We start from the raw sequence: 14,144 nt of genomic DNA on the forward strand, positions 1-14,144 counted from the left end.
TTATCTCCCTTTGGCGTCACGCAGGTGCGATTCGAGTTCGCTGAAGCTCGGGCGCTCGCCGGAGAACAGGACCTTACGGCTGAATTCGACGGCAACCTGTGGCGGGTAGGCGTTCATGGTCGCCAGCAACGCCACCTTGATGCATTCAAGCATCTTCGTGCCCTCGTGTGCGCGGTCTTCCATGCGTGAGGCCACCGGTGCGAGGATGGCATAGCCAATCAGAATACCCAAAAAGGTCCCCACCAGCGCCGCACCCACCAACTCGCCGAGCACGGCGGGCGGTTGATCAACGGAGGCCATCGTGTGCACGACGCCCATGACGGCGGCAACGATCCCGAACGCCGGCATGCTGTCCGCCGTGCGCGTCATGGCGTGAATGGGAATTTCCATCTCCCGATGGTGCGTCTCGATGTTCACGTCCATCAGATTTTCCATCTCCATCACCCCCAGATTGCCACCGATCATCAGACGCAGGTAATCGGTGATGAATTCGAGCACGTGATGATCCGCCACGATATGCGGGAATTTCTTGAAGATTTCGCTGTTTTTCGGGTCTTCCACATCACCTTCGATCGCCATCAGCCCGTTTTGCCGCATGCGGGTAAACAGCTCATTGAGTAGCGAAAGAAGCTCCAGGTACGCCGCCTTCGAATAGGTCGAACCCTTCATCGCCATCGGCAGCGCCTTGAGCGTGGCCTTGAACGACTTGGGGAAAGTCGCCGCGAAGAACGCACCAAAGGCTCCGCCGCCAATCATCAGCAGCTCAAAGGGCTGCAAGAGAGACCCCAGATGCCCTCCCTCGGCCATGTAGCCGCCAAAAATTGCCGAGAGGGACAGGGCATAACCAATCAGGAGATACATGGTCGCAAAGGTCTGGGCTAGGTCGTAAGCGCCCACGATGGGCGCGGGTCGGTATGACCCTGAATGCTGTTACGTCACGAATTTTCCCAGCTTGAGCGCCTTGGCCACGACCTGTCGCGCGCCCGATGCGCTGGCAAGCGCGTTCGCATGCCACCATCAAGTTGCTCCTGAACGTGCCGTCATACCCAACAAGACTTGAATATTGCGATCGACTCAGGAGCGCTTCTTTGAAATTTCTTGTTGTTGATGATTTCCCCACGATGCGCCGAATTGTCCGGGGTTTGCTGATGCAAACCGGGCACGTCACCGGCACGATCGATGAGGCCGAGGACGGCGTGCAGGCCTTGAAGCGCATTGAGGCGGGTGGCGTCGAGTTTGTGGTGACGGACTGGAACATGCCCAACATGCAGGGCATTGACCTCCTGCGCCATATCCGTGCGTCCGACGACCCGTCCATCCGCAGTCTGCCCGTGCTGATGGTGACGGCCGAGGCAAAGAAGGAAAACATCCTCACCGCAGCCCAGGCCGGCGTGAACGGCTACATCGTCAAGCCCTTTCCGGCCGACACGCTCAAGGCCAAAATTGACGCCATCCTCCAGCGTCTGCGCGGAGGTCAGGCAGCATGAACGCCCCCAACACCACCCCTACGCTTGCGGCTGCCGCCGTGCTCAACCTGCGCGAGGCCGACGCGCTGCTCACCGAAGGGGTGCAGCGCATCATGCGCGCCTCCATCGACCTGCCCGGGATGAGACACCCGCTGCAAGAAGCCCTGCACCTCAGCGAGCAGCAGGCCATGGCCACCCTTGAGGCCGTGGAAGCGGCGCAGGCCGAGCTCGCCGCCATCCGCGCCACCAACGGCGATTTCATTGACTCCCGGCTGGACCGACTCGACACGCATCTGCAATCCATTTTCACCAGCCAACAGGGCCAGGACCTGACTGGCCAGCGCCTGAAGAAAACCATCACCCTGCTACAGGCCGTCGAGCAACGCATCCAGGAATCGCTGGCGCAGCTTGGCTACGCGCAAGCAGCAGAGCCACCTCCGGAAGGCACATTCAACGGCACGCGCATGGATCAGAGCAACGTCGACGATCTGCTCGCCGAACTCGGCATTTGAGGACCATCATGGCCATGGACAATGACATCCTGCAGGAGTTTCTCGCCGAATCACGCGAGCTGCTTGCGGACGCGCAGGGCCAGTTGCTGCGCCTGGAAGCTGACCCCACCGATTCGGCTGTTCTGGGCGCCATCTTCCGCGCCTTCCACACCCTCAAGGGGGGAGCGGGTTTTCTGGAAGCGCAGAACATGGTCGAGTGGTGCCACCACCTTGAAGACCTGCTCGACAAGTTGCGCGCTAACAAGTTCACTGCCGACAGCGGCATGATCGACGCCATCCTGCGCTCCACCGACATGATCGAGCGCATGCTTGACGAAATGGCGCATGGCGAGAACCCTACCCCAGGCCACGCCGAACTCGGCGCCGTGGTGCAGGCCTACGCACGAGGCGAGCAGCCCACCCTGCCCTCGCCGCTGCAGCTTGACGGCGCGGGCCAGACCTGGGCCGAGTCCCGCACCGACGCCGCCGGGCAGACTGGCCTGTATGTGGAAAAAAAGCCCGTCCACGCACCGCCGCTGACCACGGAGTCCGCAGGTGAGGACGACCTCGAAGCCCTGTTCAACCAGACGCTCGATGCGCTTTACGGGAAGGACGGCGCGCCCGGCGGTGGCGCCTCCCCCCCAGCACCCGTCGGTGCAGTGTCGGCGCCGGCGGCGAACCACGCGCCGACCGTGCCGGCCGCGCAGAGCAGCGAGCCGCAGTCTCGTGAAGACACCACCATCCGCGTCGATTCGTCGCGCCTGGATCAGGCCATGAACCAGGTCGGTGAACTTGTGCTGCTGCGCAACCGCCTGTCGGCTGCAGTGGCACGCTTTGCCCAGAGCGACGACGCCTTGGTGCGCATGGTGCGCGAGACCGATCTGGCTGTCAACGATCTCCAAAACACGGTCATGCGCCTACGTATGCAGCCCTGCAAGCGGCTATTCCAGAGCCTTCCCCGCGTGGTCCGCGACGCGAGCCGCTCGCTCGGAAAGAAGGTGCGCTTGGAACTCGGCGGTGAGGATGTGGAGATTGACAAGACCGTCATCGATGCCCTCTCGGGACCCCTCATCCACCTGGTGCGCAACGCGCTGGACCACGGCCTTGAGGCCCCGCAGGATCGTCTGAGCACAGCCAAGCCCGAAGAGGGCCTCCTGAAAGTGCTCGCTATCCATCTCGGTGACAAGGTGCAGATCCAGGTCAGCGATGATGGACGCGGGATGAATCCACACAAGATTCTGCAATCGGCTCTCGGCAAGGGCATCATCAGCGAGACCGACGCAGCGCGCTTGTCAGAGCGTGAGATGCTTGACCTCATCTTCCTGCCAGGTTTCTCCACCAAGGAGCAGGTCAGCGAACTCTCGGGCCGCGGTGTAGGCATGGACGTGGTCCGCTCAGCCGTGCAGTCCTTGCGCGGCCGTGTGGACATTACCACGCGCCCCAACCAGGGCACCACGCTCACACTTGAGTTGCCCCTGACGCTGGCCGTGCTGCCCGTCCTGTACTTCAAGCTGCGCCGCGAGACCTATGCGCTGCCCGTGTCGGTGGTGGATAACCTGATGGAAATCGAACCCCAGCAGGTGCACAGCATCTCCGGGCGTCTCATGGCACAGGTGGCCAACGACCGCATCGTCCCCTACATTGATCTTGGCCAGCAACTCCAGGGTTCACCCCTGAACCTGGGCAAGGATCCTTGCGAGGGCATCCTCACCGAGCAGGGCCTGCTGGTCGTCTCCGAAGCCGTCGGCACCGAGGACTCCGTCGTCAAGCCCCTGGACATCTCGGCCCAATCGTCGTGGTACCAGGGCGCCACGATCTCCGGTGGCGGGGACGTCGTGCTCATCCTTGACATTCAGGCCCTCGCACGCGCGATGCGCACCACACCGACTGCGCAGTAAACCGGGGGCCATTGCCATGACATCCAAAACCATTGTCCAGCTGCGAACCAACTTCGTCGGGGTCGCCGACGCAACCTTCACCTTCCAGCGCCAGCTTCAGCGCAGGCTGCGTGAGATCGACCGCAAGGCGCTCAATGCCCAGGTCCTGGTCAAGCGCCACGGCAAAGGCCTTGCCGGCTATGGCGTGGTCGCGCAGTCTTTCCGCGAGGGTGCACAGCAGCTGCAGGGCGCGGCCACCGCCCTTCAGGGCGCTATCCAACCCTTGATTCTTGCCTTCATGCAGACCCTGCGCGATACGCATCAACTTGACAAGCTCAACGCGCTTCCCGATTCCGTGCGCAAGGCGGCGCAAGGACTCCAGGGCACTTTGCCGGAATACGAGAAGAAGTTGGCCTCACACCATGACCAAAGCCGCCGTGCCAGCTCCAAGATGCGCCAGGCACTGGCGCGTTTCGAAAGCGTGGTGGCCGAGCTCGAATACGTGGTCGTCAACGGCCGCATCGAGGCCGCCCTCAAGGGCGACGGCCACGCGTCTCTGGCCCAGGTTTCATCCGATATGGACAACGCTGTCGTGCAGGTTCGCGATCTCCTTCGCGCCTACGCCGAACAAATTGAAAAGGTTCTTCCATGAAAGCCGAAAAGTTCTACTCTGAAGGACAGCACCACTGGTTCATTGTCTACGACCAAGAGGAATCGCGCGTCGTCGACTCCAACGTCTTTGCCTTGCAGGTCGACAATGACACCCTGCTGTGTGATCCGGGCGGTTTTGAAGTCTTCCCGCAAGTTTTTTCTGCGCTGGTCGACGTGCTGCCGCCGTCCACCATCAAGCAGGCCTTCGTCAGTCATCAGGACCCAGACGTCGCCTCAAGCCTGCCGCTGTGGAGCGCCTGTAGCCCCCAAATCACCTGGCACGCCTCCAAACTCTGGGTCGGATTCATTCGCCACTACGGCGCCCTGGAAGCCAACATCCAAGGCATCCCTGATGAGGGCGCCGAACTGCTCATGGGGTCGGCTCGACTGCAGATCATTCCCGCCCACTATCTGCACTCCTCAGCCAACTTCCAACTCTACGATCCACAGGCAAAGGTTCTGTTCTCCGGAGACGTAGGCGCAGCCCTCCTGCCGGCCGGGCATTCCGCCTTCGTCGAACGACGCAACCTCGAAAGTGCATCCGCATTCGACGCCCACATCAAGCACGCCGAGTACTTCCACAAGCGCTGGATGCCCAGTAACGCTGCCAAGCGCGACTGGTGCGAGCGCGTGGCCAAACTCGACATCGACTTCCTTTGCCCCCAACACGGGGCGATCTATACCGGCGAGAACGTCAAACGTTTCATCGACTGGTTTGACGCGCTCGAGGTGGGCCGCGCCATCGCCTGAACCCCTCGCTGCGCCATTGACCCAGCCCGTCACAGACTATCCGCCATGCCCACATCCACTCTGCATCCCGACGCCCTGCATGCCCTGCAACAGGTTCTCACGCCGATGGATTCCTGTGAAGCGCTGATTGACGCAAGCAATGCCGAAGTCCACCGCGTGATCTGGCTCAACCCCGCGGCGCAGCGTGTCCTCGCGGATCTCAACCTGCCGGCCGATCCGATCCTTTCACTCCTCATTGAGGCGCTGCAACTCGACCGGGACGTGGCTCTCTCAGCCCTGCGCGATGTAGCTCGAGGCGCCTCCACTGTAGTCACTTTCGAACCGGCTGAGACACGAACCACCGGCCCGATTCGTTTGACTGGGGTGCGCGACGCGCTTGATACCGTAGCGGCGTTCCACATGTCATGGCGCGGCATCGACAAGCGCAAAGCTTCCGACGACTTGATTGACGCGCTCAGCAGCCACCCCCTCGATGCGCGCGCCGAACGCATCGATCGGCTGCCGGCGCCCTATCGTGACATCCTCAGTTTTCTGCGTGACAAGGCCCAAGCCTGGGAGCGTGGCTCCACGAAGGTTGGGCTTGCTGCGGCGCGGGGTTATTTTTCGCCCCGGGGCTCGGCACAGACCATCAAGGCACGGCAAGTCGAGCAAGATGCGCTCATCGCCAAGGTTGGGGCCAGCGTCGAGCAGGTCGTGCAGACGACTCATGCGATGGAAGAACAGATTCAGCAGGCCGCTGCGCGAGCTAAGGCGATTGTTGATGTGACCGAAGCCCGGCAGCAGGATGTGAGCGGCGCGCGTGATCAATTTGAGAATTTGATTGCGGAGGCCGACCGCAACCGCGAGCACCTGGAGCGCATTCAGACGCACGCACAGGACGTCACCCGTGTGCTCCACGTCATCAAAGACATCGCTGCCCAGACCAACCTCCTCGCGCTCAATGCCGCCATTGAGGCGGCCCGAGCGGGTGAGGCAGGCCGGGGGTTCGCTGTCGTCGCAGACGAAGTGCGCCGCCTCGCCAGCAAAGTCGCCGAAACCGTGATCGCGGCCGGTGGATCCATCGAGACCATCCGGGAATCTGTGGCAGTCGCGCATCGCGCTTCTGAAGGTCTGGGGGCCACCGTGGGCAAGAGTGCCGAGCAGATGGGCGACGTGCTGCATGGCTTTGCCGAGATCAAGCGGGGCATCGCCGACAACCAAACGGTATTCGCCGAAGTCGCACGTCTGAGCAATACCTCACAGGACATCATCGCCACGCTCAACGCCAGCTTTGGCCAGATGGCCTCGGGCATCCGCCAGGCGACTGAAGAGGGTATCCGCGGTGCTGAAGAAGTATCTGCCAATCTTCTCGAAACACTTAACGAAAACAAGACACTCCTCGAAATGAATCTGGATTTCGACACCGGTTCTGAGCTCAGCATGGCCTCGCGTGCTGCGATGCAAGGCGCACAGCGGATCGAGGTCCTGTTGAATCAGGCCGTGCTCGAGCGCAGGATCGCCGAGGGTGACCTTTTCGATGAGAACTACCTGCCGATCGCGAATACCGAACCTACGAAGTATCGTACCCGTTTCACCGACCTGTTCAAGCAGCGCGTGCAGACGGTGCTCGACGAAATCCTGGGACAGAGCACGAGTTTCCGATTCGCATTTGCCGTCGACCGCAACGGCTATACCGCCACCCACAACAGCATCTACGACAGGCCCCTGACCGGCGACCCCCAGAAGGACTTGGTTGGAAACCGTGCGATGCGCATCTTCAACGACGTGTTCGGGTTGGAGGCCGCACACAATACCAAGGCCGTGCACTTGATGATTTATGCCCGCGACACGGGTGAAGTGCTGCGCGAGTTGGATGTTCCCATCCAGGTGGCGGGCCGCCATTGGGGCAATCTGCGCCTGGGTTTCCAGTAACGCATGGCGCTCCAGCAGAATCCAACGACGAAAGCGAAACAGCATGAATCACACCTTGCTGCATCGCGGCAGAAAGCGCCCGGATCTGCGTTGCATGCCCGCGTCGCTGATCGAGGCCGCGCGCAACGGCCCTGGGCTTGCAACCGCCCAGAGCGCCACCGCGATGAACGCCCTCACGAAAGTCACTCACGCAATGCGTAAGACCACACAGGGCCGCTGTTCCGGCATCCAGCGCCTCCGGCAACGTGCGGACCACCTCAAGGCTCAGATGCGGCGCATGTGCGACGCGCCCGGCCCGATCCCCTGTCCGGCGCACATGCCGGCGACCACGGCCGACGTCCCTTGGGTGCAAACCACCTCCAGCGGGTTGTACGACCCGACCTGCTGGCGTCAGACAGGCCGCGATGGACGCCGCATGCATCGACCCCTCGACGCCGAACACCACCAAGCCACTTTCGGTGGGCGCGCTGCCGGCTCGTGTCAAGCCCGCGTCGGCAGGCTGGCCGTGTGCGCGACACGGCCAGCCCCGCCGTCGCATGTGCACTCGGCATCGGCATGTCGCCGCTGCACTGCGTGGCCAAACACGGGACATGATCGACAAGCACGGCCCATTCCGTGACTTGATGCAGACCTGAACCGCTCTCGATTAAACCCACGGAAATCGATCATGGAAACCACACTGGAACTCCCGGCACAAGCCACCGTGCTTGCCCCAGCGGAAATCCCCTCCCACCAGGGAGCGCCGAGGCTGCCAGGGGACAGCATTCAGCCCGACGGCCTTCTCGCCCGCCTCAGAGCTGACCGCGAAGCCGTGCTCAGCGCGGTACTCGATCTGTTCACAGGCTGCGGAAGCCGCACCCTGCTCGAGCTCGACCTCATTGACGGCGCACACTGGGTGGAGCAGTTCGCCGCAGTGCGCTCCGCCCTTCTCGCCGGAGCCGACGCCGTGCGCCACACGACGCGCAGCCTGACCTCCGCCCAAGCCACGGTCGCGGGCTACCAGGCGGGTCTCGTCGAACTCTCCACCCAAGTCGTGGACACTGCGCACGCAATGCAGATCACAACTGACCGCGTGCAGGTAGCTGCGGCTGACATGCAAACGCTGCAGGACAAAACTGAAGCAACTTCGCAGAACGTCATTCGCGGTCGCGCGGCGCTCGACCAAGTGCAGGATGAAGTACGCGAAGTCAAGCACTTCGTCGCTTCCACCCAAAGCAAAGTCACGAGCTTTGTGGACTCGGTGCGAGCCGTGGAAACGATGACGGCCACGATCCAGGACGTGGCCAATCAGACCAATCTGCTCGCCCTCAATGCGGCCATCGAAGCAGCCCGGGCTGGTGAGGCAGGACGTGGATTTGCGGTGGTGGCCGATGAGGTACGCAACCTCGCGCGCAAGACCGCTTCCATCACCCACAAAATTGACGACCTGACCCTGTCCATACGCGATAACTCCGGGGTGCTCGGGCGCGATATGGAGGCCGCAGTCGAGCGCATTGAGCGCGTGGGTAACCACATCGGCACCGTACAGGACGCGACCAACGAAGTGCAAAACACGATTGGCGGCTTGCTCCAGGTCGCGTCCACACAGCGCGAACACATGCAAGCCCTCGTTCACGAAGCGCAATCCCAGCACGCCGGCGGCGAGCTGGTCTGCAGCAAGGTGCAGGCTTTGACTGCCCAGGTGGGCGCCATGGTCGAGAGCGTTGGGCGCGCCCGTACCCACCTCACGCAAGGCGCCAGCCACATCGGCACCCTCGCGAGCCCGGGTGTTGCGCTGCGCATCGCGCTGGCCATGCACTACGCGTGGATCGGCGACCTGCTAGCCGCAGCGAAGACGGGCAAGAGCGTGGATATGGACCTGCCCGACGAACGCGGCTGCCAATTTGGAAAGTGGTACTACGGACCTGCGCAGGGATATTTCGGATCGGACGCAGGTTTTGCAGCCACTGGAAGTGTGCATAAGTCGGTCCATATCGCGGGCCAGGCGCTGCTGGACGCGCTGCGTTCAGGTGACCAGTCGCGCATCCATGCGGTCGCCCGTGAACTCGCGGGCTTGACCGACACGATCTCCGAACGCGTCGAGGCGTTGATGGCGCTCGTGCGCTGAGCCATCGCCTTCCATCCAACAAATTTTTAAACACGGAGCCACCATGTCCACCGTACTTCAGGATGTTGACGAGCGTTCACGCCTCGCGGGAACCAACAAATTTGAACTGTTGCTGTTCCGTCTCGGCGAAGACCCCGGCGGGCGGCGCGAGATCTTCGGCATCAACGTCTTCAAGGTGCGCGAGGCGCTGGTCATGCCCAGCATCACCGCGATGCCCGGCGCCCCCGACCATGTGCTGGGTGTGGCCAACATTCGCGGCCAAATCTTGCCGGTGATCGACCTCCCTGCCCTCGTCGGATGCAAGCCCAAAGCCTTGAATATTCTCATCGTCACCGAGTACGAGCGCTCTGTCCAGGGGTTCGCTGTGGAAGAAGTCGAGGAAATCACGCGACTGGAATGGAGCCGTGTGCTCTCGGCAGAGGCCAACGCCGTGGGCGGCATGGTGACCAGCATCGCGCGCCTCGATGCCGACAGTGACAAAACCCGCCTTGCCTTGGTATTGGACGTGGAAAAAGTGCTTCGCGACGTCCTCCCCTCGCGCGTGCAGGAAGTCAATGCGGCGCACGTTGGCCAGAAGCTGGAGCTTCCGCAGGGGGCAATGATCCTGGCCGCCGACGACTCGTTTGTGGCCCGCAGCCAGATCGAGAAGGTGCTCCAGGCTCTCCACGCCCCTTATGTGATGGCCAAGACCGGCAAGGAGGCGTGGGACAAGCTTCAGGCGCTGGCTCACGACGCCAAGGCCGAGGGCAAGACCGTGGGCCAGAAAGTGGCAGCCGTGCTCACGGACCTCGAAATGCCCGAGATGGATGGCTTTACCCTCACGCGCAAAATCAAGGAGGACGAACGCTTCAAGCGCATTCCCGTCGTCATCCACTCCTCGCTCACCGGGGCCGCCAACGAGGATCACGCCCGCAACGTCGGAGCCGAAGGCTATGTCGCCAAATTTGTCGCCGAAGAACTCGGCGCGGCGCTGCGCAAAGCCATCGCAAGCGCAGCCCAGCTTGGATCCTGAGTCCACACCAGAGCGCGCAGCCCGCATCTGCCAATCGAACCCCACGCATCATGAACTCGAACACACCCAAGGACCTCGCCGCCTGGCTGCAGACCCGCCCGCTTGACCTCCGCGTGGCGCAAACTGCCAATTTGCCTGAAACTGAACGTGCGCTGTTGGATCTGCAACGCGGCTTCGTCGACAAGGTTACCGACGGGGCTACTGAAGTGGCCTACGCTATTGCCCGCATCCGCTTCGATTCGAAGGCCGCACTCGCTGAAAGCGAGGCCCACGCCCAGCTGCAGACTCAGCGGATTGCGGCGGTCGGCCAGGAACTGGGTACAGCCGTGCAGGGCATCGAAGCGCTATTGACCCAGGTGCAGAAGGTCGATACCGAATCCAATCGCATCGACCGGTTGGCCACGGAAGGCTCGAGCCAGAGCGCCAGCATGCGAGAGATGTTCGGCGAATTGGTGGAGCAGAACGCGCGCAATCGCGCCGAAATCCAGGCACTACAGCAGCAGTTTGGCGGTGTGGTGCAGCAAATGAGCATGATCCGCGACATTGCCCAGAAAACCAACCTGCTGGCACTCAATGCGAATATCGAGGCGGCACGCGTCGGCGAAGCTGGACGCGGCTTTGCCGTCGTGGCCGAGGAAATCCGCAAGCTCGCGCAGAGTACTGAAAAATCTGTAAGCAGCATCACTGAGGCTGTGGGATTAATCGACAAGTCACTGAAGACCGTGGGGCAGGCCACCGAGCAGTTTTCCACGCTGATGCAAACCAGCCAGACCCGGGTGCTCAATATCGCCACCCATTTCGGCGACATCGCGGGCGGCGTGAACACGGTGGCCAAGGAGGCCGCCGCTACATCGGCCGGGATCACACGGCAAGCTCAGCATTTGCGCGGCTTGGATGCCGACTTCAACACGATGGCCGCACAGGTGCAAACCCATGCCGCTGAAACCGTGCAGACCTCCACACGTATCGCAGAGTCGCTTGAGCAGGCCCTGAACAAGAGCCAGCGTTTATTCGAGTCGGCGACATTATTCCGCACCGACTCAGGTGCAAGCCGCGTGCTCAGCACGCTGGAACAAGTCACGACCGACATCGAAGTCCGCCTTGGACAGGCACTGGAGCGCGGCGAGATCACCGAGTCCGAGCTATTCGACGAAAACTACGAAGCCGTGGCGAACACCGACCCGCGCAAGTTCACTACCCGCTTTACCGCCTGGGTCAAACGCGAGATCCAGCCTGTGGAAGATCGCTATCTCGGCTTATCCGACCAATACAAGTATGTGCTTTTGGTCGATCGCAACGGCTACGCTGCGGCACACAATTCGGTGTACGACCAACCGCTCACGGGTGACCCGAAACGGGATCTGGTTGGCAATCGCTCCATGCGTCTTTTCAATGATCCGGTCGGCTTGGCTTCGGCGCGAAACCGGCAGGACTTCTTGCTGCAAGTCTATGCGCGCGACACCGGCGAGATCATGCGCGAGTTGTCGCGTCCGGTGATGCTCAACGGCAAACACTGGGGCGCCGTGCGCTTCGCCTTCGTCTGAGACCCTCCGCCATGAACCCATCCGCCACCGCTGGCCTGCCCCAGGCGCTGCGTCTGTTTCTTGCGCGCATAAGCCACCATTGGCGCAAGCCAGTAGACCGTACCGCGTTCTCGCAAACGGGACCTATGGACCGCCGCACCATCATGCTGCCAATGATTGGCAACCAGCAGGGCAAGAGCTACTACGAGGTCGCCGAGATGTGGGCACGTGAGCGCTTGCGCGCAAAGCGCCACCTGCAGGAGATCCTCGACGGCACGATCGATTCCGGAGATCCGGACCATGCGGCCAGTTCATTCGCCTGCGAGTTGGGCATCTGGTTGCGTTTTGTCGACATGCCCGGAATTGCCCACACAATTGACGATCTGCGCATGTGGCACGATCACTGGCACCAGGAGCTCGCGAGGTTGATCGACCTTGCCAATCAGGCAGAGCGCACTGCGGTTGACACAGCGATGAAGCCCGGGCGTGGCCCTTGGGCGTACGCCAGCCGCCGCGTCACCCAGTTGCTTGAGGCATTGTGGGTCGACAAGGCTCCGATCGCGCTGAAGCTACAGCTCCCGACTGCGGAGGGGAACTGGATTGACGCGGTCCTGCTGCAGGAGTATGAGCAGGGCGCCCGGCTCACGATATCGCTGGAAACCAATTTGAGTGCAGGCATGAAGGTCGGTGTGCGCGACGTTACGAAGCCCGAGGGGTCAGTGCGCGACTATCGCGTGAAGCTCTGCCGCCTTGGCCAGCGCGGCCCGCAAGATGAGGGCCTGCTCATTGCTTACTTGGTGGGTTGAACATCTGCCCGCACATTTCTCTTCCTCGCCCGGCCCGACGCTCCGCGTCGCATGGGCGAAGCCGTCCGGGCAGAGGGGGTCAAGCGAGTGATTTTCGCTTGTGTCGGCAGCCCGCCATGTGCCGCCCACGGCGATCGCCACCAGCGTACAGGACTTGGGCGCAAAGCTGAGGCCGCACGCATCGGTGTTGACCAGCACCGCCCGCCACCCCAGTCGATCTCACCCTTCTTGTTCTTGGCTTGCGCGTTCGGCAAGGGCTGGGTGCTGCGCATCCCGCCTAGTGTAGTGAATCATTCTTAAGTGAACTTAATGTCTTGCTGCATCTCCAATGTTTTACTGTGGACTGGGGTGGAGAGAGCGAGTGCGAGTTGCCCCTGAGATTGTTTTGACCAATGAGGAGCGAGCCGAGTTGACGAAGCTGGCTCGTTCCAAGCTCACCAGCGTGAGGCTGGCGCAACGCGCACGCATCGTGCTGCTGGCTTCGCAGGGCATGCAGAGCAAGGAGATTGCCGCCGAGCTGGGCATTGGGCGAGTCCAGGTCTCGCGCTGGCGCGAACGCTATGCCGAGTTCAGGCTTGCGGGCATCGAGCACGACTTGCCGCGCGGGGCACCGCCGGTGACTGTGGATGTGGCGCGCCTCATCGAACTGACCACCCAGCGCAAGCCCGAGGCGGCCACGCACTGGAGCACCCGAACCCTGGCCGCCGAGTTGGGGGTCAGCGCAGCCAGCGTCTCGCGGCATTGGCGCAAGAACGGCCTGAAGCCCCATCTGGTGCGTGGCTTCAAGGTCTCGCGCGACCCGAAGTTCGTCGAGAAGCTCGAAGACATCGTGGGGCTGTACCTGTGGCCGCCCGAGCACGCCTTGGTGCTGTGCTGTGACGAGAAGAGCCAGGTGCAGGCGCTGGACCGCACACAGCCTGGGCTGCCCCTGAAGAAGGGGCGTGCGCAGACGATGACGCACGACTACAAGCGCAACGGCACGACTACGCTGTTCGCGGCGCTGAACGTGCTCGACGGCCAGGTCATCGGCCAGTGTCAGCAGCGCCACACCCACACCGAGTGGCTGAAGTTCCTGCGGCAGATCGACCGCGAGACGCCCAAAGGCAAGACGCTGCATCTGATCGCCGACAACTACGCCACGCACAAGCATCCTGCCGTACAAGCTTGGTTGACCAAGCATCCGCGATTCAACATGCACTTCACGCCGACCTCGGCGTCGTGGCTGAACAGGGTCGAGCGCTTCTTCCGCGACATCACCGTCAATCGGCTGCGCCGCGGCGTGTTCACCAGCGTGCCGCAGTTGATCACTGCCATTGATGAGTACGTTGCCCATCACAACACCAAACCCAAGCCGTTCATCTGGACCAAGAGCGCTGCCGACATCCTGCAGAAGGTCATTCGTGCCAACAGTCACTTAAGTTCTAAACAGAATGCAACACTACACTAGCCTGCAGCGAGCAGGAGGGCTTCTCGCAATCGCGGCTGATGGGCTTTCGCGGCCTCGAGCCCGAGCGCGCCGATTGCATGCCCACAGAGCGCACCTGCAATGC

General features: G+C 62.2%; 12 protein-coding genes. 11 read left to right on the forward strand and 1 reads right to left on the reverse strand.

Annotated features, from left to right (window positions below; genetic code table 11):
* Positions 1–861, reverse strand: a complete 861-nt coding sequence (gene motA / locus CD04_RS0106000) for a flagellar motor stator protein MotA (RefSeq protein ID WP_031405021.1) — start codon at positions 859–861, stop codon at positions 1–3.
* Positions 862–1,088: 227 nt separating this feature from the next.
* On the opposite strand from motA, the gene CD04_RS0106005 reads away from it, so the two are divergent.
* The 11 genes from CD04_RS0106005 (at position 1,089) to CD04_RS0106060 (ending at position 14,041) form a co-directional block, all read left to right on the forward strand.
* Positions 1,089–1,487: a response regulator gene (locus CD04_RS0106005; RefSeq protein ID WP_031405023.1), complete on the forward strand. Its 399-nt coding sequence runs from the start codon at positions 1,089–1,091 to the stop codon at positions 1,485–1,487.
* Positions 1,484–1,978, forward strand: coding sequence for a protein phosphatase CheZ (locus CD04_RS0106010; protein WP_031405025.1), 495 nt, complete (start codon positions 1,484–1,486; stop codon positions 1,976–1,978). The genes CD04_RS0106005 and CD04_RS0106010 overlap by 4 nt, the downstream gene beginning before the upstream one ends.
* Before the next feature lie 8 nt (positions 1,979–1,986).
* Positions 1,987–3,855, forward strand: a complete 1,869-nt coding sequence (locus CD04_RS0106015; RefSeq protein ID WP_231480484.1) for a chemotaxis protein CheA — start codon at positions 1,987–1,989, stop codon at positions 3,853–3,855.
* 16 nt (positions 3,856–3,871) lie between these two features.
* Positions 3,872–4,486 (forward strand): hypothetical protein, encoded by a 615-nt coding sequence (locus CD04_RS0106020; RefSeq protein WP_031405029.1) that lies wholly within the window; start codon positions 3,872–3,874, stop codon positions 4,484–4,486.
* Positions 4,483–5,235, forward strand: a complete 753-nt coding sequence (locus CD04_RS0106025; protein WP_031405030.1) for an MBL fold metallo-hydrolase — start codon at positions 4,483–4,485, stop codon at positions 5,233–5,235. The genes CD04_RS0106020 and CD04_RS0106025 overlap by 4 nt, the downstream gene beginning before the upstream one ends.
* Before the next feature lie 45 nt (positions 5,236–5,280).
* Complete coding sequence (locus CD04_RS25090) at positions 5,281–7,146, forward strand: methyl-accepting chemotaxis protein (RefSeq protein WP_031405033.1); 1,866 nt, start codon at positions 5,281–5,283, stop codon at positions 7,144–7,146.
* 667 nt (positions 7,147–7,813) lie between these two features.
* Complete coding sequence (locus tag CD04_RS0106040; protein WP_051848976.1) at positions 7,814–9,253, forward strand: methyl-accepting chemotaxis protein; 1,440 nt, start codon at positions 7,814–7,816, stop codon at positions 9,251–9,253.
* A 43-nt stretch (positions 9,254–9,296) separates the two neighbouring features.
* Positions 9,297–10,265: a chemotaxis protein gene (locus CD04_RS0106045; protein WP_031405039.1), complete on the forward strand. Its 969-nt coding sequence runs from the start codon at positions 9,297–9,299 to the stop codon at positions 10,263–10,265.
* A gap of 50 nt (positions 10,266–10,315) precedes the next feature.
* Entirely contained in the window at positions 10,316–11,809 is a 1,494-nt protein-coding gene (locus CD04_RS0106050) for a methyl-accepting chemotaxis protein (RefSeq protein ID WP_031405041.1), read from the forward strand.
* 11 nt (positions 11,810–11,820) lie between these two features.
* Positions 11,821–12,594 (forward strand): hypothetical protein, encoded by a 774-nt coding sequence (locus tag CD04_RS0106055; protein WP_031405043.1) that lies wholly within the window; start codon positions 11,821–11,823, stop codon positions 12,592–12,594.
* A 328-nt stretch (positions 12,595–12,922) separates the two neighbouring features.
* The gene (locus CD04_RS0106060) at positions 12,923–14,041 is read left to right on the forward strand and encodes an IS630 family transposase (protein WP_197033044.1); all 1,119 of its coding nucleotides are present in this window, start codon (positions 12,923–12,925) and stop codon (positions 14,039–14,041) included.
* Positions 14,042–14,144 lie beyond the last annotated feature (103 nt).

This window comes from Thiomonas sp. FB-Cd (assembly GCF_000733775.1).
In the GTDB taxonomy this organism is placed as follows: Bacteria; Pseudomonadota; Gammaproteobacteria; order Burkholderiales; family Burkholderiaceae_C; genus Thiomonas_A.